Origin of the sequence: Streptosporangium carneum, from assembly GCF_027922005.1 — a bacterium.
In the GTDB taxonomy this organism is placed as follows: domain Bacteria; phylum Actinomycetota; class Actinomycetes; order Streptosporangiales; family Streptosporangiaceae; genus Streptosporangium; species Streptosporangium carneum.
The window spans coordinates 359088-377066 of the sequence record NZ_BSEV01000001.1 but is presented as its reverse complement, the minus strand read 5'-3'; the positions used below and the strand labels follow the sequence as shown (position 1 = coordinate 377066).

Sequence of the window (17979 nt, the reverse complement as noted above, 5' to 3'; positions counted from 1 at the left end):
GCCGCTACACATCGAGGAAACGGACGTCTCTCGCGTTCCTGATGATGAAGGAGCGGCGGGCCTCGACGTCCTCACCCATGAGAACGCTGAACAGCTCGTCGGCCTGGGCTGCGTCGTCGAGGGTGACCTGGAGGAGCACCCGGGTCTCGGGGTTCATCGTGGTGTCCCAGAGCTGGCCGGCGTTCATCTCGCCCAGACCCTTGAACCGCTGGATGCCGTCGTGCAGGCGCGGGTCGCGCTTGCCCCTGGACATGCCGTCCTCGATGATCGCGTCGCGCTCGCGGTCGGAGTAGGCGTACGAGGCGTCCTCGCCCCTGCGGTCCCACTTGATCTTGTAGAGCGGCGGCTGGGAGAGGTAGACGTGCCCTGCCTCGATCAGCGGACGCATGAAGCGGAACAGCAGCGTCAGCAGCAGCGTGTTGATGTGCTGGCCGTCGACGTCGGCGTCCGCCATCAGGATGAGCTTGTGGTAGCGGAGCTTGGCGATGTCGAACTCGTCGTGGACGCCGGTGCCCATGGCGGTGATCAGCGCCTGGACCTCGGCGTTCTTCAGCACCTTGTCGATGCGGGCCTTCTCCACGTTCAGGATCTTGCCGCGGATGGGCAGGATGGCCTGGAACTTGGAGTCGCGGCCGCCCTTGGCCGAGCCGCCCGCCGAGTCGCCCTCGACGATGAACAGCTCGCACTTCTCCGGGTCGCTCCACTGGCAGTCGGCCAGCTTGCCCGGCAGGCCGGAGCCCGACTCGAGCAGCGACTTGCGCCGGGTGAGGTCGCGGGCCTGGCGGGCCGCGATGCGGGCGCGCGAGGCCTGCAGGGACTTGTTGATGACGTCCTTGGCCTCGCCGGGGTTGCGCTCGAACCAGTCGCGCAGGTGGTCGTTGCAGGCCTTCTGCACGAAGGACTTGGCCTCGGTGTTGCCCAGCTTGGTCTTGGTCTGGCCCTCGAACTGCGGGTCGGCCAGCTTCACCGAGATGATCGCGGTGAGGCCCTCGCGGATGTCCTCGCCGGTGAGGTTGTCGTCCTTGCCCTCCTTGAGGAACTTCTGCTCGCGCGCGTAGCGGTTGACGATCGACGTCAGCGCCGCGCGGAAGCCCTCCTCGTGGGTGCCGCCCTCCGCGGTGTTGATGGTGTTGGCGAAGGTGTAGACCGACTCGCTGTAGGAGTTGTTCCACTGCATGGCGATCTCGACCGAGATCCCCTCGCCGTGCTCCTCGAAGTCGATCACCGAGACGTGGGCGGCTTCCTTCTTGGAGTTCAGGTGCTGGACGAAGTCCGACAGACCGCCCTCGTAGTGGTAGACGACCTCGGCGGGCTCGCCGTTGACGATGTGGTCGGGCCGCTCGTCGCGCAGGGTGATCGTCAGGCCCTTGTTCAGGAAGGCCATCTCCTGGAAGCGGCGGGAGAGCGTCTCGAAGTTCCACGTGGTGGTCTCGAAGATCGTGTCGTCGGCCCAGAAGGTGATCGAGGTGCCGGTCTCCTCCGTCGGCTCCCCCTTCGCCAGGGGGGCGGTCGGCTTGGAGTGGGAGTAGCTCTGCCGCCAGTGGTGGCCGTCAGTGCGGATCTCCACCTCGAGCGCGGTGGACAGGGCGTTCACCACCGAGACGCCGACGCCGTGCAGACCGCCGGAGACGGCGTACGACTTGCTGTCGAACTTGCCGCCCGCGTGCAGCACGGTCAGGACGACCTCGACCGCGGGACGTCCCTCGGCCTCCACGATGCCGACGGGGATGCCTCGGCCGTTGTCGACGACCCGCACGCCGTTGTCGGCGAGGAGGGTCACCTCGATCCTGTCCGCGTGTCCGGCCAGGGCCTCGTCGACGGAGTTGTCCACGACCTCGTAAACAAGGTGGTGGAGGCCGCGTTCGCCGGTCGAGCCGATGTACATGCCAGGGCGCTTACGGACCGCCTCGAGTCCTTCGAGGACGGTGATTGAGCTAGCGTCGTAGGACAAGTGCGAAATCCTCCTGCCGCGGACACGCGGCGAGAGAGCCTGTCAGCCCCGCCGTGCCCGTCACCGTCGTGAATGCCCCGATGCGTTCACCCAGGGGAGTCGGCCAGGAAGCCGGGGTGACACGCAAGCGGACGTGTCCGGAATTCGATTTCATTCTAGCGGCTCGGAACGTGTCGTGTGGCATTGACGGGCTCTAGAAGCCTCTGTCGCGCGTCGACCCTCGTCTCGAACATCCCCCTACGCGGAGGGGGGTTGTCGCGTCTGAAAGGCCGCTGATCCGTTTTCCGGGTTGTGGATCACCCGGTTGTGGATCACCCGTAGGTGTCGCCGGGTCCCCGGCTGCCGGTGACGCGCAGACCACCGCTCTGACGCGGTCCGTTCTGCGGACCCCGCACCCTCACCCGCTGCACGGTCCCGTCCCCCAGCTCCTCATTCAACCTTCTGACCAGCGTCCTTGCCAACAGCCTGACCTGGGTCGCCCATGCCGTCGAGTCCGCGGTCACCAGGACCTCCCCGTCGGCGAAGGTCTCGGGCTTGGTGTGGGCGGCCAGATCGGGGCCGACGATCTCCTGCCAGCGGCCGAACACCCCGCCGACCGCGACGGGCTGCTCCCACCCCCTGGCGGCGAGGAGATCGGCGATGGCCCTGCCGAAAAGCTGGGGATCGCCGTAGTCCCTGCGGGGGCCGCCGTGCGCCCTGCGCCGTGGCTCGCGCCGGGGAAGCTGGCCCCGCTTCGCGGCGTCCGCCTTGGCCTGAGCCAGTTTCTCCCTCGCCATCGCGGCGCCCCTGGCCGCCGCGTTCTCCGCGGCTCCCGCTCCGCGCCGCCCCGCCTCGGGCGCCGAGGAGGAGGGCCCGGAAGGTGTCACGGAAGATGTCACGGAGGGCGACGCCTGGCCGCGTCCGCCCCGCAGGCCGTCATCGGACACGGACCACACTTCCCTCCGTGACGTCGAACCGGGCCCCGACCAGCTCGGCGGGCACGTCCGCCGCGACCGCGGCGGTGATCAGCACCTGCTCGGCGGGGGCCACGATCTCGGCGAGGCGACGACGGCGCTGGCTGTCCAGCTCGGCGAAGACGTCGTCGAGGATCAGGACGGGGTCGCCGCCGTCGGTCCTGAGGAGGTCGTAGGCCGCCAGCCTGAGCGCGAGCGCGAACGACCACGACTCGCCGTGACTGGCGTAGCCGCGCGCGGGCAGCTCCCCGAGCCCGAGGAACAGGTCGTCGCGGTGCGGGCCGACGAGCGTGACGCCGCGTTCGAGCTCGGCGCTCCTGACCTCGAGCAGCGCGGCGCGCATCCGCTCCTCCAGGTCCTCGCGGCGCTCCGTCGCCGTCCGTTCGGCGGCCTCCGTCACCGCCTGGGCCCGCGCGGGCAGGGTGCCGCGGTAGTCGAGGCACGCGGGAGCGGAGGTGGGGGCGAGCGAGGCGTAGGCGGCGGCGACCAGCGGGCGCAGCTCCTCGACCAGCTCGAGCCTGGCCGCGAGCAGCTCGGCGCCGTGCCTGGCCAGGTGGGCGTCCCAGACGTCCAGGGTGCTCAGCGGGTCTCCCGCGCCCGCGGCCGCGAACCCCGAGTCGTTCTCCGCGCGCCGCCCGCCCCGGCCGCCGCCGCGCCGTGCCTGCGCCGCCGTGCGCAGCAGGGCGCCGCGCTGCTTGAGGACCCGGTCGTAGTCGGCGCGCACCCCCGCGAAACGGGGGGCCCTGGCCACCAGGAGGTCGTCGAGGTAGCGACGCCGCTCCGAGGGGTCGCCCTTGACCATGGCGAGGTCCTCGGGGGCGAACAGGACCGTGCGCAGCATGCCGATGACGTCGCGCGGGCGGGAGACGGGCGAGCGGTTCAGCCTGGCCCGGTTGGCCCGGCCCGGGTTGATCTCCAGCTCGATCAGCGCCCGCCGGTCGTCGCGCACGACCACGGAGCGCACGATGGCGCGCGCCGCGCCCTGGCGCACCAGCGGGCCGTCGTTGGCGACCCGGTGGCTGGACTGCGTGGCGACGTAGCCCAGCGCCTCGACCAGGTTGGTCTTGCCCTGCCCGTTCGGCCCGACGAACGCCGTGACGCCCGGCTCGAGGCCGAGGTCGACGGTGTCGTAGGACCGGAAGTCGGTCAGCGAGAGGTGGGCGACATGCACCCCAGGAAGACTAGCCGTCCCCGCCCGTCACCGGAGCCTCGCGGGCGCCCGCCCGGGTCCACGGGGCCGGGCGCGCCACGACCTCCGCGCCTCCTGCGACGCCCACGCGGGCTCGCCGCTACCTGTCGGCCTCGGCCGGAGGGGTGACGTCGGCGCCGGGGGCGTCCGCCCCCTTGGCGACCTCGCCCTCCTTCGCGGTGACCGCGTGGCCGCCGAACTGGTTGCGCAGGGCCGCGACGACCTTCATGGCAGGGGAGTCGTCCTGCCGCGAGGCGAACCTGGCGTACAGCGCGGCGGTGATGACCGGCAGCGGCACGGCGTGGTCGACGGCCGCCTGCACCGTCCACCTGCCCTCGCCCGAGTCCTGCGCGTAGCCCTTGAGCTCCGCCAGCGCCGGGTCCTCCTCGAGCGCCCTGACCATGAGGTCCAGCAGCCACGAGCGGATGACGGTGCCGTGCCGCCAGCTGGCGAACGCGCCGGGCACGTCGGTCACGACGTCGGAGGCCTCCAGCAGCTCCCAGCCCTCGGCGAAGGCCTGCATCATGCCGTACTCGATGCCGTTGTGGACCATCTTGGCGAAGTGGCCCGCGCCGACGGGCCCCGCGTGGACGAAGCCGTCCTCCTCGGGCTTGAGGGTCTCGAAGACCGGCGCCAGCCGCCCGACGTCGCCCTCCGTGCCGCCGACCATCAGGGCGTAGCCGTTCTGCAGGCCCCAGACGCCGCCGCTCACACCGCAGTCGACGAAGCCGATCCCCTTGGCCCCGAGGTCGGCCGCGTGCTTCTGGTCGTCCAGATAGTGAGAGTTGCCGCCGTCGACCACGATGTCGCCCGCCGACAGCAGGTTGCCGAGTTCCTCGACCGTCGCCTGGGTCGGCGCGCCCGCAGGGACCATGACCCACACGGCGCGCGGTTCCTGGAGCCGGTCGACCAGCTCCTTCAGGCTCGAGACGTCGCTGACCGCCGGGTCCCGGTCGTAACCGACGACGTCGTGACCGCCGCGGCGCAGCCGCTCGGCCATGTTGCCGCCCATCTTGCCCAGCCCGACCATGCCGATCTGCATACGAGCACCCCCTTCAGGGTTCCATCATCCACCTACGCCAGGCGTGCCATCGCGAGTCGTACCAGGTCGGCGTTTCCCTCGACGGGGTCGCCCACAGGGCTGTGGAGAACGTCTTCCAGGCCGATGCGCGTGGCCAGCCCCAACTGCCCGGCCTCGTCCACAAGTATCCAGGCCGGCGCCTCCTCCCCGTGGAGGAGGCGTGGACCGGGGACTCCGAGCTCGTCGAGGCGGCCGAGCACGGCGTGCGCCCTGGAGACGGCCGTGTCCTCGGCGCCGCCGATGACCTCGACGAGCACCCGCGCGCACTCGAGCCCTGTCGCGGCGAGCGCCTCGGCGTCGCCGGTCGTCCAGACTCCGGCCTCGACGTCGACGCCGAGCCGCCGAAGATCATGCCACAGCTCCGGGAAGCCGGGTTCGGAGAGGTTCACCGAGGCGAAGTCGGGCCGGTCCTCCCTGAGGAGCGCCGCCCACGTCCGCACGGCCTCGCTCCGCGCCTGCGGGTCTCCGCCGGTTATCCACAGGCCTGTGCTCACGCCGACGGGCATGCCGGGACACGCCCGCCGCACGGCGCGCACGGCGGCCCCGATGTGCGCGGGGCTGAGAGACTCTCTGCCCGCCTCGTCACGCGGGTGCATGTGAACAGCCGCCGCACCCGCCTCACGAGCCCCACGGGCCGCCTCAGCGAGCTCCAGGGGCGTCAGGGGGAGCGCCGGATGGTCGCCGGGTTTCCTGCTCCCGTTGAGACAGGCCTTCACCATGATCGGACTCATGGGCGGCCTCCTACCCCGCCGGACCCCGCGTTCACGTCCCCGGCGTCGCCTGGTCTCCCCACCTGTGCGACCTCTTCCCCCCTCGGCGGCCTCGTCGGCACCGGCGGCCGCGCGGGCCGTCCGGTGCGGGCCGCGTCAGCTGGACAGGCGGATGGGCATGATCAGGTAGCGGTAGTCGGGCACGCCCTCCTTGTCCGCGTGCTTCCCGCCGGTGAGGATGGCGGGCTTGGTCGAGGTGGTCATCTGCAGTCTGGCCACGTCGGAGTCGATCGCCCCGAGCCCCTCGAGCAGGAACTGGTGGTTGAAGGCGATGTTGATGTCGTCGCCCTCGAAGTCGACGGGCAGCACCTCGACCGCCTGCGCCTCGTCGCCGCTGCCCGCCTCCAGGACGACCTCGCCGTCGCGGAAGGCGAGCCGCACCGGGGTGTTGCGCTCGGCGACCAGGGCCACGCGCTTGACGGCCTCGACGAAGGAGCTCGTGGACAGCTCGGCCCTGGCGGAGAACTCCGTCGGCAGCAGCGAGCGGTACTTGGGGAACTCGGGGTCGAGCAGGCGGGTGGTGGTGCGGCGACCGGCGCTGGAGAAGCCGATCATGCCCTCGCCGGTGCCGCCGACGGAGCTCATCGCGACCTCGACCTCGGCGCCCGTGCTCCCCAGCGCCTTGGCCGCGTCCGCGAGGGTCTTGCCGGGGATCATCGCGACCGCGGAGAAGTCGGGCTGGCCCGGCTGCCACTTCAGCTCGCGTACGGCGAGGCGGTAGCGGTCGGTCGCGGCGAGGGTGACGGTGTCGCCCTCGATCTCCATGCGCACGCCGGTCAGCATCGGCAGCGTGTCGTCCTTGCCCGCGGCCACGGCGACCTGACCGACGGCGGAGGCGAACACGTCGCTGCCGACGCGCCCGGCCGCGGGCGGCATGGTCGGCAGGGAGGGGTAGTCCTCCACAGGCATGGTGAGAAGTGTGAACCGGGCACTGCCACAGGTGACGACCGCCTTCGCGCCCTCGACGACGAAGTCCACAGGCTGTGCGGGCAGCGCCCTGGTGATCTCGGCGAGGAGCTTGCCCGAGACGAGCACGACGCCCGCCTCACCGCTCTGCGGTTCGAGGGTCACCTCGGCGGACACCTCGTAGTCGAAGCCGGAGAGCTTGAGCTGCCCCTTCTCGGTGACCTCCAGGCGCATGCCGGCGAGCACCGGCACGGAAGGGCGCGCCGGCAGGCTGCGTGCCGTCCATGCGACCGCCTCAGCGAGCACGTCTCGCTCGATACGGAACATCACGTGGATCTGCCTCCTGTGTGTCGAGCGCTGTCCGCTCGGTGCCTTGGGTTCAAGTGTTCACTGTCCCGCACGCTCGCTCCCCCGGAACCCTTTCTATGGGTCTTGAGTTTCCTAGTTAGAGATACAAGGGGTCATCGCATTAGGGGCGGTGGAAACTGTGGAAAGCCTATGTTTCCGCAGCTCAGCTATGGTTTTTTCATCCACCGGAGGTGTGGGCGGAAGGTGTGGAGAACTCCTGGGCCTGGGGAGAACCCGGCTGTACACACAGGCCGTCCCCAGATCACGTGCCCTTCGTCCACCGGTTATCCACGAGGTTTCCCCAGGTTCTCCACCGGGTATGAGGTCGTTTTGTCCCTGGGGAAAACTCTCTTCACAGGGCGTCCCCAGGATGTCCACGAGTTCTCCCCAGGTTCTCCCCAGGTTCTCCCCAGAGTTGTCCCCAGCTCGCTGGAGCGTGCCGAAACCGTCGAAACCGGCATGTTCATGGTGGAATGCCTCGCTCCGTGTCGTCCGGCGGGGCCGTACCACTGATCCACAAGGTTTTCCACAGCCTGTGCATCACGTCGGGGGAAAACTCATCCATTGCGCGACTGCTGCTTGATCCTGGTGGTCAGCTCGTTGACCTGGTTGTAGATCGACCGGCGCTCGGCCATGAGGGAACGGATCTTCCGGTCGGCGTGCATGACCGTGGTGTGGTCGCGTCCGCCGAACTGCTGTCCGATCTTCGGCAGCGACATGTCGGTCAGCTCCCTGCACAGGTACATGGCGATCTGCCGGGCGGTGACCAGGACGCGCGAGCGCGACCCGCCGCACAGGTCGTCGATCGACAGGCCGAAGTAGGCGGCCGTCGACGCCATGATCGTGGCGATCGTTATCTCCGAGCCCGCGTCCTCGGTGATCAGGTCCTTCAGCACGACCTCGGTGAGCTGCAGGTCGACCGACTGCCTGTTCAGGCTGGCGAACGCGGTGACCCGGATCAGGGCGCCCTCGAGCTCGCGGATGTTGGTGGAGATGCGGCTGGCGATGTACTCGAGCACCTCGGGCGGCGCGGCCAGGCCCTCCTGGATCGCCTTCTTGCGCAGGATCGCGATGCGGGTCTCCAGCTCGGGCGGCTGCACGTCGGTGATCAGCCCCCACTCGAACCGGTTGCGCAGCCGGTCCTCCAGGGTGACCAGCTGCTTGGGGGCGCGGTCGCTGGAGATGACGATCTGCTTGTTGGCGTTGTGCAGGGTGTTGAAGGTGTGGAAGAACTCCTCCTGCGTCTGCTCCTTGCCCTCGAGGAACTGGATGTCGTCCACGAGCAGGATGTCCACAGCCCGGTAGCGTCCGCGGAAGTTGTCGGCCTTGTGGTCGCGGATGGAGTTGATGAAGTCGTTGGTGAACTCCTCCGAGCTGACGTATCTCACCCGCGCGCCGTCGTAGAGGCTCTGGGCGTAGTGGCCGATCGCGTGCAGCAGGTGGGTCTTGCCCAGGCCCGAGTCGCCGTAGATGAACAGCGGGTTGTAGGCCTTCGCCGGCGCCTCGGCCACCGCGACCGCGGCGGCGTGGGCGAAGCGGTTGCTCGAACCGATGACGAAGGTCTCGAAGGTGTACTTGGGGTTGAGGCGGGCGGGCTCCCCCTGTGTGCGGCCGCTCCTGGCGTCCCACCGGTTCTGCACGGGGCCCGCGGTCTGCGCCGGGCGCTCGAAGTTCTGGCCGGGGCGTTCGAAACCATCAGATTCAGGGCGGGGCGGAGAGGGCTGGGGGGTGTAGCCGCCGCGGCCGTATCCGGTGGACTGCTCGACCGGCGGCGAGGCCGGCGGTTCTGAGGGGAGGTACGGCTGCGCAGGCTCCTCAGCGTGTTGATAGGAGTAGGGGAAAGCCTGCCCCTGTGGTTGACGCTGTGGATAGTCGGTGGACGGCGCGGCGGCGGGACCCTGGGAGTGGAAGGGGTTCTGGAGGCCGGAAGCGCTGTGGTGCTGGGCGGTTACCGGCTGTGTATAACCCTGCTGGGATCCGCCGCCCTGGGGATAACTCTGCGGCGGCGCCTGGGGATAAGTCTCCGCGCGGGGCACGCCGCCCTGTTCCGAGCCCGCGGCGCTGGGGTCGACCATGACCGCGACCCGCATCGGGCGCCCGAACTCCTGGGAGAGCGCGTGACTGATCAGGGGACGAAGCTTGTTTTCCAGGACATCTCTGGCGAAATCGGTCGGGGCGGCGAGCACCACGGTGTCGTTCATGAGACCGAAAGGCCGGGTCATGCTGAGCCAGACGCGCTGCTGGGACGGGACGCTCGCGTTGAGGGAGTTCTCCAACGCCCGCGCCCACACCTCACCGAGGTCCATTCCGTCCATGCCCGGCCCATCCTCCTGTCGACGCGGCCCCCGCATGAGCCCATCGCGATTGTTATCCACACCGATGGCCGCCGGGCCCATCGGATTCCCCCGTTGTCCACATGCCGGCGCCCCTGCCGCCCGCCCGGGGTCGCCGCCTGGAATCCACATCGAATCCACACGGTGTGCACAGCCCCGCACCCGCCACCCGGCACGTCCAGGCAGCTGAGAGCAGGGCTGGAAGGGCCGACAGTAGCCCTGTCCACAGCCTGTGTTCAAGACGTTGTCCACAGCCTAGTGGCAGTGTGGGGGAGGCTGAGTGCACATCCTGTGGACGGCGGGGCGGCGGTGGAAAAAGGGGTTGTGGATTCGTGGATAACCTATATCCGCGTGTTCTTCGGTTTGACCTGGGCCACGCGTTCCCCGTAACGTACGACGGTCGGCTTGTCACGCGGCGGCTATTTCGCATGCCCCGCTTCCGGCAAGCCAGCCATTGTCGAGCGTCCCCATGTGCTGGGGGCGCGCCTTGAGCCTGGAGCCCACTCGTGAGCAAGCGTACTTTCCAGCCGAACAACCGTCGTCGCGCGAAGACCCACGGCTTCCGGCTGCGCATGCGCACCCGCGCCGGTCGCGCCATCCTGGCCGCCCGCCGTCGCAAGGGCCGCGCCGAGCTCTCCGCCTGACGCATCCGTGTGCCCGGTTCGCCGGGCCGTGGCAGAGATCCGTCGCCCGCCGGCCGTGACGTCGGCGGGCGATAGCCGTACCTGCCCAGGGTCAACCAAGGTCCTCTCGTGTTGCCGCCCGTGTCCCGCATGCGCCGGGGCGAGGAGTTCGCCAACGCGGTCAGAAAGGGAAGCCGAGCAGGCCGTCCCACCCTGGTCGCGCACTTGAGCGTGCGTGCGGAAACGGATGAATCGCCCTTAGTGGGATTTGTTGTGAGCCGCGCTGTCGGCGGCGCGGTCATCCGAAATCGCGTCAAACGTCAGTTGAGACACCTCATGCGAGACCGTCTCGACCGCCTTCCGCGAGGTAGCCTGCTGGTTGTACGCGCCAATCCACCGGCCGCGTCCGCGCGAAGCGAGCGCCTTGCCGCCGAACTCGACGTCGCGCTGGATCGTTTACTCAGGCGGCGAGAGCCTTCGACGGCTCGCAGGGATGGGCGATGATGACAGCGCAGCATACCGCCGGGATCTCCCCGGCTGCCAGGACCCTGATGGCTCCTATCCGGTTCTACCGGGCCTACGTGAGCCCTCTCCTGGGTCCCCGTTGCCGTTTCCATCCCTCGTGCAGTGCCTACGGGCTCGAGGCCGTGGCTGTTCACGGAGCCCTGCGCGGCACATGGTTGACGATCCGGAGAATCGGGCGTTGCCACCCATTCCATCCCGGAGGTTTTGACCCGGTGCCCCCGAGCCCGGGCCGGTCCGACGAAACGCAAGGGAGCTAGCTCGGTGGAGCTGTCCTGGCTGAACTGGCTGTACACAGCCGTCGCTCAAGTCATCACCTGGATTCACCAGGGTTATAGCAGCTTCCTCGACCCGAACAGCGGGCTGACCTGGGCGCTGACCATCATCACCCTGACGGTGCTGATGAGGCTGCTGATCTTCCCCCTCTTCCTCAAGCAGATGCGCTCGTCGAAGAAGATGCAGGAGCTGGCCCCCAAGGTCCAGGAGATTCGCAAGCGTTACAAGAACGACAAGCAGCGCATGAACCAGGAGGTCATGGCGCTGTACCAGGGACAGGGGGCCAACCCGCTCGGCGGCTGCCTGCCGATCGTGGCCCAGTTCCCGATCTTCATCTCGATGTTCACCGTGCTGAACGCCATGGCTCACGGCGAGCTGAAGTTCGGCATGTCGAAGGAACTGGTCGACAGCGCCAGAGCGGCGCACATCTTCGGCGCGCCGCTGCCGGCGACCTTCTGGACCGACTCCGCGCAGATCGAGGCGCTCGGCGCGAACCCGATCCAGACGAAGATCGTCCTGGCGGTCTTCGTGGCGATCAGCTCGCTGACCACCTTCCTCACCGTCCGGCAGAGCGTGGGCCGCTCGATGGCCCAGATGCCGGACAACCCGATGGCGCAGCAGCAGAAGATCCTGATGTACATCTCGCCGCTGTTCGCCATCTTCTCGCTGAACTTCCCCCTCGGCCTGATCCTCTACTGGGTCACCACCAACCTCTGGACCCTGGGGCAGCAGCACTGGTTCTACAGCCGCAACCCCTCTCCCGTGCTCGACGCCAAGGGCAACATGGTGACGCCCGAGCCCAAGCCGGGCCTGCTGAGCAAGGTCAAGAAGAGCGCTCCCGAGCCGGAGGCGCCTCCCGCTCCGCCGGAGCCCAAGGTGGCCCGCCAGCAGCCGACCCGTCAGCCCCGCAGCAAGCGGACGGGTAGTAAGAAGTCCTGACGATCAACCCGACAGCACGAAGGAGTGGCCGGACGTGACCGAGGCCGAGGCCGAAAAGGAGACCGTGAAAGCGGCTCCTGATCTCGCTGCGCTGGAGCAGGAAGGCGAGATCGCGGCGGACTATGTCGAGGGTCTGCTCGACATCGCCGACATCGACGGTGACATCGACATGGACGTCGAGGGTGACCGAGCAGTGGTGTCGGTCGTCGACGTCAAGGGCGGTGACCTCGTCGGGCCGAACGGTGAGGTGCTGGAGGCGATCCAGGAGCTGACCCGCCTCGCCGTCCACCGCCAGACGGGAGAACGCTCCCGTCTCATGCTGGACATCGGCGGGTACCGCGAACGCCGCCGCACCGAGCTCACCGAGCTCGGCACCAAGATCGCCGCAGACGTCAAGCGCAACGGCGAGCCCAAGTCGCTGCAGCCGATGACCCCGTTCGAGCGCAAGATCGTGCACGACGCGGTCGCGGCGGCGGGCCTGCGGAGCGAGTCCGAGGGCGAGGAGCCCCGACGTTTCGTGGTGGTCCTCCCCGCGTAGCGGAGCTCTCCGCACAAGGGGATGCCTCCCCGTATGACGTACAAATGATGAAAGGGCCGCGGCTCCTGGAAACCAGGGGGCGCGGCCCTTTTTCACGGCCTGCCCTTGTACAGCCGTGCGGAGTGGGCCGTTAGCCTTAGAACGCCCTGCCAGAGAAAATCCCGAGGAAGAGTGAGCGTCGAGTGAGCGACCAGATCCCCGAGCCGCCCGAGGTTGCGCGCGAGGTGTTCACCGGCGACGCCTGGTCCAGGGCGGAGACGTTCGCGGGGTTGCTGGCCGGTCCCGGAGTGGTGCGCGGCCTGCTCGGTCCTCGTGAGGTGCCCCGCATCTGGGACCGACACCTGCTCAACTGCGCGGTGGTCGCCGAGGCTGTGCCCGAGAACGTGCGTCTTGTGGACATCGGATCGGGAGCGGGCCTGCCCGGCCTGGTGCTGGCGATCGTACGGCCCGACATCAGGGTCACCCTCCTCGAGCCTCTCCTGCGCAGGACGGTGTTCCTCGAGGAGTGCGTGGAGACCCTGAAACTCGGCAACGTCGAGGTGCTGCGCGGCCGGGCCGAGGAGTTCGTGGGCAAACGCGAGTTCGACGTCGCCTCCGCGCGCGCGGTGGCGCCGCTCGACCGGTTGCTGAAGTGGTCGCTGCCGCTGCTGCGTGAAGGGGGCGAGCTCCTGGCGCTGAAGGGAGAACGGGCAGCGGAGGAGCTGGCGGACGCCGAGGCGCAATTGCGGGCCAGTGGGGTGCAGACCGCCGAGCTTGTCTCGGTCGGGCACGGTAAGGTCGAGCCGCCTGCAACTCTCATCCGGGTGGTCGCCGGTCGGGCCGCCGGAGGAGCGCGGCAGGGTGCTCGCCGTAAGGATCGTGCTCCGCGGGCGAAGCGGGCACGAGGCCAGTAGAACAGACCGAGCAAAGCGGGTACGAGGCCAGTGAATGACCGTGGAAGTGCGACTGTGAGCGCGGGAGGCGGTCTCGGCTGGCCCGAAGGCCCCGTCGCCTCACCGTACGAACGCCCTTCTGGTCTGGGCTGGCCGGCACCGGCTTCCGCCGTGGCAGTCAGGCCGGTTGAAAGGACGACGACCGTGACCCAGCCCCCCCTTAATCCCGGCGACTCGCCGCTGGTACGAGAGGCACTCAGCTCAGTGGTTTCACGTGAAACATCGGCTCAGACGACTACGGCCGCTCCTGGAGACACCACTGGGAGCCGAGGCGACGCCTGGCCCAGGCCGCCCAAGACCCGCATCTTCACCGTCGCCAACCAGAAGGGCGGCGTGGGCAAGACCACGACATCGGTGAACCTCGCGGCCGCGCTCTCCATGCACGGCCAGCGGGTGCTCGTCGTGGATCTCGACCCGCAGGGCAACGCCTCGACGGCGCTGTCCATCGAGCACCGTGGTGACGTGCCCGACATGTACAAGGTCCTGGTCGAGGACGTGCCTCTCGCGGAGGTCGTGAAGGAGGTCCCGGAGATGCCCGGGCTCTACTGCGCGCCCGCCACGATCGACCTGGCGGGCGCCGAGATCGAACTGGTCTCCATGGTCGCGCGTGAGGCCCGCCTGCAGCGCGCGCTGGGAGCGTACACCGCGGTCGAGTTCGACTACATCCTCATCGACTGCCCTCCCTCGCTCGGCCTGCTGACCGTCAACGCGCTGATGGCGGCGAACGAGCTGCTGATCCCCATCCAGTGCGAGTACTACGCGCTGGAGGGCCTGGGGCAGCTGCTGCGGAACGTGGACCTGGTCCGCGCCCACCTCAACCCCACACTCGAGCTGTCCACCATCCTGATGACGATGTACGACGGCAGGACCAGACTGGCCTCACAGGTCGCCGAAGAGGTCCGCTCCCACTTCGGGGACACGGTGCTGAAGACGCTCATTCCCCGGAGCGTCCGGGTCTCCGAGGCGCCGAGCTACGGCCAGTCCGTCATGACCTACGACCCTGGCTCCAGCGGTGCGATGGCCTACATGGACGCCGCTCGTGAGATCGCCTACCGTGGCGCCGCTGTGTGAACGCGCAGAGATCCGTGACCGTCGTCGTGAAGGCCACCGAGGGCGGGACCCTGACGGGGAGGGACTGTGGTAGGTAAGTCGCCCAGAGGCCTGGGCAAGGGGCTGGGAGCGCTCATTCCGACGGGCCCGGCCGTGACCGAGACGTCCGCGCCCTCGGCATCCGCGATCATGGTCGCGCCCGCGCCCGCGCCCGCGCCCCAGCCCGTGACCCCGCAGCTGGCCGGTCCCAAGCCGGTCGCGGGGGCCTACTTCCTTGAGATCCCCATCGAGGACATCGCGCCGAACCCGCGCCAGCCCCGGGAGATCTTCAGCGAGGAGCCGCTGAAGGAGCTGGCCACCTCGATCCGCGAGGTGGGTCTTCTCCAGCCCGTCGTGGTGCGCGCAACCGGGGAGGAGGGCTACGAGCTGATCATGGGGGAGCGCCGGTGGCGCGCCTCGAAGCTCGCCGGACTCTCCAAGATCCCCGCGATCGTACGGAGCACCCAGGAGGACAAGCTCCTGCTGGACGCGCTCATCGAGAACCTCCAGCGCGAACAGCTCAACCCCCTGGAGGAGGCGGCGGCCTACCGCCAGTTGCTCGACGACTTCGGCGCGACCCACGAGCAGCTCGCCACCCGCATCGGCCGCTCCCGCTCCCACGTGACGAACACGATCCGTCTGCTCAACCTGCCGCCCAAGGTCCAGCGCCGGGTGTCGGCGGGCACGATCACCGCCGGGCACGGCCGCGCTCTGCTGACTCTTGACGACCCCGCCGCGCAGGAGCACCTCGCCGCCCGGATCGTCGCGGAGCTGCTGTCGGTCCGGGCGGTCGAGGAGATCGTGGCGGTGGGCGACGCCATGGCGGCCCCGGCCCCGGCTACGACACCCAAGACGCCCCGGGCGAAACCGGCCGAGGAGCCCGCGCTCCGCCATCTGGCCGATCGCCTCTCCGACCGCTTCGAAACCCGAGTGAAGGTCGACTTCGGCCGCCGTAAGGGTCGCATCGTCGTGGAGTTCGCCACGATCGACGACCTGGAACGCATCATCGCGACAATGGCTCCGGGCTCCATGCAGCCGACCGAGGAGTGACCCTTCGGCTCTTCCACGGCCCTCGTGTTTCACGTGAAACACGAGGGCCGTTTCGTGTGCCCTGACGCCTTCACCCACTCCGACACGCCGTTCAGTCTCCGGCCGGAGCACGGGTGTCTCCGGAGCGATCACGCTCTTGGGGACATCAGCGTGAGGTGGGGTCTCGCCCGGCGCTCGACAGCGGAGGCGTCGGACCGCCCCACTACGTCGCTGCCGCGATGCATTCACACCGGGCGCAGGTGCGTGGCTCGGACCACGGGCACGGGACGAAGCGGCACCGAAGTCGCGCGGTCGGCCAGGGCGGCTCACCCGTTGACACCACCCGACCCCGCCGACAGGCAGGGCGTGCCACCGGACAGCAGACCCGCGTCCAGGACGTCGTCGGCAAGGTCGAGTGCCACGACCTCCGTGGCATTCCCCGGCCGGGCACAGCTGCTCGAGTATCCCGTTTTGGCCAAGCCCCGTCAGGCTGGTCGGCGGTTGACTGTCCCACGTGGTCATCGTCGCCTCCGCCGTTCGGGCCGACGCGAGTCGCTCGTGTCCGCCTGTCCGGGCGGCGGGCGGCGAGGGAGCCGCCGATCGCCGACCACGAGGGCTGCCGCGCCCCGCTGACCGTGGCCGGCTACGACGGTCAGAGACTGACCGAGGGGCGGATCCGCGAGGGCCGTGGGCGGATGGCCACCGCATCCGGGAGCCGCCCTGACCGAACCACAGGGGTCATCGCGTCCGGAGGGAGCACCGCGCCCGGAGGAGTCGCCGTGCCCGAGGGGCCGCCCTGTGACCGAACCGGAGGAGCCGCCGCGTCCGCTGGCGGAGCTTCCGGCGACGCACAGCGAATGTCCGCTCGACAGTGAGAACCCGAACGACGACATGAGGGCGCTGTCGGCAGGTGGGCACGTCAGGATGCTCCCGAGATCACGCGCCGCGTCCGGTGCGTGCAGGAGAGCGTCCCCTTCGATCGCGGAGGATCTCCAAGCCCGGTGCTGTCCCCTTGCCCCTCGCCGCCCCTCGCCCTTTGTCCCCTCGTCCCGTCCGCCGGGTTCTCGCCCGGTGGCGACGTGACCGGGGGACAAGAGATGGTTTGGCCGAATGGCCTCGGTCACGCGCAGGTGGAATGCGACCCCGGGAAGCGTGGAACGCGCCCCAGAGGAAGGGAGTTTCTTCGGCGGAGCCGTGCGTCCGGGACTCTGAGGAGAGCCACGGGCGGGGACTCTCCGGAGAGCCTCCGCCCGCCGGGCGGGAGTGCGTTTCACGTGAAACACACTCCCGCCCGGCGAACTGATCCGCGTCCTGTTTCACGTGAAACACGGCTCACGCCCGCGCTTGTTTCACGTGAAACAGTCTGGCCGTCAGACGTCGGCCTCCCCCTGTACGGCCAGCCGAACGTCGGCGACAAACGCGTCCACGTGCTCGGGAGTGGTGTCGAAGGCCGTCACCCAGCGCACCACATTCTCGGCCTCGTCCCAGACGTGGAAGAGGTGGCGCTGCTGAAGGTCGGAGATCACCTTCTCCGGCAGCACGGGGAAGACGGCGTTCGACTGGACGGGATAGCGAAGCGAGACACCCGGAAGGTCGGCGATGCCGTCGGCGAGACGGTGGGCCATGGCGTTGGCGTGTGAGGCGTTCTGACGCCAGAGGTCCTCGGTGAGGAGCGCGGTCAGCTGGGCGGAGACGAAGCGCATCTTGGAGGCGAGCTGCATGCCCTGCTTGCGGAGGAACAACGCGGGAGCGCCCAGCTCCGGTCTGAGGAGGACGAGCGCTTCGGCTCCCATGGCGCCGTTCTTGGTGCCGCCGAAGCTGAGCAGGTCCACGCCGACCTCGGTGGTGAGAGCGCGCATCGAGCAGCCGAGCTCGGCGGCGGCATTGGCCAGCCGGGCGCCGTCCATGTGGAGGAAGAGCCCGCGAGTGTGGGCGAACTCGGCGAGCCTGGCGATCTCGTCCGGGGTGTAGCAGGTGCCGCACTCGGTCACCTGGGAGATGGAGATGACACGGGGCTGAGCGTGGTGCTCGTCGCCCAGGACGGAGAGCTGACCGCGGACGTCCTCCACCGTGATCTTGCCGTTGTCCGTGGGGAGAGGAATGAGCTTGGCGCCGAGGGCGCGCTCGGCGGCACCGCATTCGTTGACGTTGATGTGGGCGCTCTCCGGACAGAGCACGGCGTCGTACGGGCGCAGGACGAGTCCCAGTCCCACGACGTTCGCGCCGGTGCCGTTGAACATGGCGTAAGCGGTCGCCTGGGCGCCGAACTCGACGCGGAAGGCGTCTTCCATCGCCCGTGTCCACGGGTCCCCGCCATAGGCCGGAGCGTCCGCGGTGTTGGCATCGATGATGGCGGCGAGCACCGCCGGATGCACACCGGCGTGGTTGTCACTGGCGAAGCTCTTGGGGAAGGAAGGAGTGGAAGTCAGCACATGATCCAGCCTAGGACCTGCTTTGTGGATCTTTCTGCTGCTGCCCCTGCGGGGTGGAGCACCACCAC

General features: G+C 69.1%; 16 protein-coding genes. 8 read left to right on the top strand and 8 right to left on the bottom strand.

The genetic code is table 11. From position 1 onward, the window contains the following. Positions 1-4: 4 nt before the first annotated feature. From gyrB to dnaA, 7 genes are all read right to left on the bottom strand, one after another. The gene (gene gyrB / locus PKF00_RS01760; protein ID WP_271215531.1) at positions 5-1951 is read right to left on the bottom strand and encodes a DNA topoisomerase (ATP-hydrolyzing) subunit B; all 1947 of its coding nucleotides are present in this window, start codon (positions 1949-1951) and stop codon (positions 5-7) included. A gap of 311 nt (positions 1952-2262) precedes the next feature. Beyond that, complete coding sequence (locus PKF00_RS01755; RefSeq protein WP_271215530.1) at positions 2263-2829, bottom strand: DciA family protein; 567 nt, start codon at positions 2827-2829, stop codon at positions 2263-2265. A gap of 37 nt (positions 2830-2866) precedes the next feature. Beyond that, positions 2867-4075 (bottom strand): DNA replication/repair protein RecF, encoded by a 1209-nt coding sequence (gene recF / locus PKF00_RS01750; RefSeq protein WP_271215529.1) that lies wholly within the window; start codon positions 4073-4075, stop codon positions 2867-2869. A gap of 118 nt (positions 4076-4193) precedes the next feature. Beyond that, positions 4194-5135 (bottom strand): phosphogluconate dehydrogenase (NAD(+)-dependent, decarboxylating), encoded by a 942-nt coding sequence (gene gnd / locus PKF00_RS01745; protein WP_271215528.1) that lies wholly within the window; start codon positions 5133-5135, stop codon positions 4194-4196. A gap of 32 nt (positions 5136-5167) precedes the next feature. Then, positions 5168-5905: a 3-keto-5-aminohexanoate cleavage protein gene (locus tag PKF00_RS01740; protein WP_271215527.1), complete on the bottom strand. Its 738-nt coding sequence runs from the start codon at positions 5903-5905 to the stop codon at positions 5168-5170. A 135-nt stretch (positions 5906-6040) separates the two neighbouring features. Continuing rightward, positions 6041-7180: a DNA polymerase III subunit beta gene (dnaN, locus tag PKF00_RS01735; protein WP_271215526.1), complete on the bottom strand. Its 1140-nt coding sequence runs from the start codon at positions 7178-7180 to the stop codon at positions 6041-6043. Positions 7181-7755: 575 nt separating this feature from the next. Continuing rightward, a complete protein-coding gene (gene dnaA, locus PKF00_RS01730; protein WP_271215525.1) occupies positions 7756-9513 on the bottom strand; it encodes a chromosomal replication initiator protein DnaA in 1758 nt (585 codons plus the stop codon). A 524-nt stretch (positions 9514-10037) separates the two neighbouring features. On the opposite strand from dnaA, the gene rpmH reads away from it, so the two are divergent. The 8 genes from rpmH to PKF00_RS01690 all read left to right on the top strand — a co-directional run bounded on the left by rpmH (position 10038) and on the right by PKF00_RS01690 (position 15500). Then, positions 10038-10175, top strand: coding sequence for a 50S ribosomal protein L34 (gene rpmH / locus PKF00_RS01725; protein WP_010849920.1), 138 nt, complete (start codon positions 10038-10040; stop codon positions 10173-10175). A 108-nt stretch (positions 10176-10283) separates the two neighbouring features. Next, positions 10284-10658 (top strand): ribonuclease P protein component, encoded by a 375-nt coding sequence (rnpA, locus tag PKF00_RS01720; protein WP_309298361.1) that lies wholly within the window; start codon positions 10284-10286, stop codon positions 10656-10658. Then, positions 10655-10936: a membrane protein insertion efficiency factor YidD gene (gene yidD, locus PKF00_RS01715; protein WP_425582176.1), complete on the top strand. Its 282-nt coding sequence runs from the start codon at positions 10655-10657 to the stop codon at positions 10934-10936. The genes rnpA and yidD overlap by 4 nt, the downstream gene beginning before the upstream one ends. 4 nt (positions 10937-10940) lie before the next feature. Then, complete coding sequence (gene yidC / locus PKF00_RS01710) at positions 10941-11891, top strand: membrane protein insertase YidC (RefSeq protein WP_271215524.1); 951 nt, start codon at positions 10941-10943, stop codon at positions 11889-11891. Positions 11892-11925: 34 nt separating this feature from the next. Further along, entirely contained in the window at positions 11926-12429 is a 504-nt protein-coding gene (locus PKF00_RS01705; protein ID WP_271215523.1) for a Jag family protein, read from the top strand. 182 nt (positions 12430-12611) lie between these two features. After that, the gene (gene rsmG / locus PKF00_RS01700; RefSeq protein WP_271215522.1) at positions 12612-13322 is read left to right on the top strand and encodes a 16S rRNA (guanine(527)-N(7))-methyltransferase RsmG; all 711 of its coding nucleotides are present in this window, start codon (positions 12612-12614) and stop codon (positions 13320-13322) included. A 243-nt stretch (positions 13323-13565) separates the two neighbouring features. Beyond that, on the top strand, positions 13566-14432 hold the full coding sequence (locus tag PKF00_RS01695) for a ParA family protein (protein ID WP_425582177.1): 867 nt from the start codon (positions 13566-13568) through the stop codon (positions 14430-14432). Positions 14433-14498: 66 nt separating this feature from the next. Further along, positions 14499-15500: a ParB/RepB/Spo0J family partition protein gene (locus tag PKF00_RS01690; protein WP_271215521.1), complete on the top strand. Its 1002-nt coding sequence runs from the start codon at positions 14499-14501 to the stop codon at positions 15498-15500. 1349 nt (positions 15501-16849) lie between these two features. Here PKF00_RS01690 and PKF00_RS01685 read toward each other — a convergent pair. Next, a complete protein-coding gene (locus tag PKF00_RS01685; RefSeq protein WP_271215520.1) occupies positions 16850-17911 on the bottom strand; it encodes a threonine aldolase family protein in 1062 nt (353 codons plus the stop codon). Positions 17912-17979 lie beyond the last annotated feature (68 nt).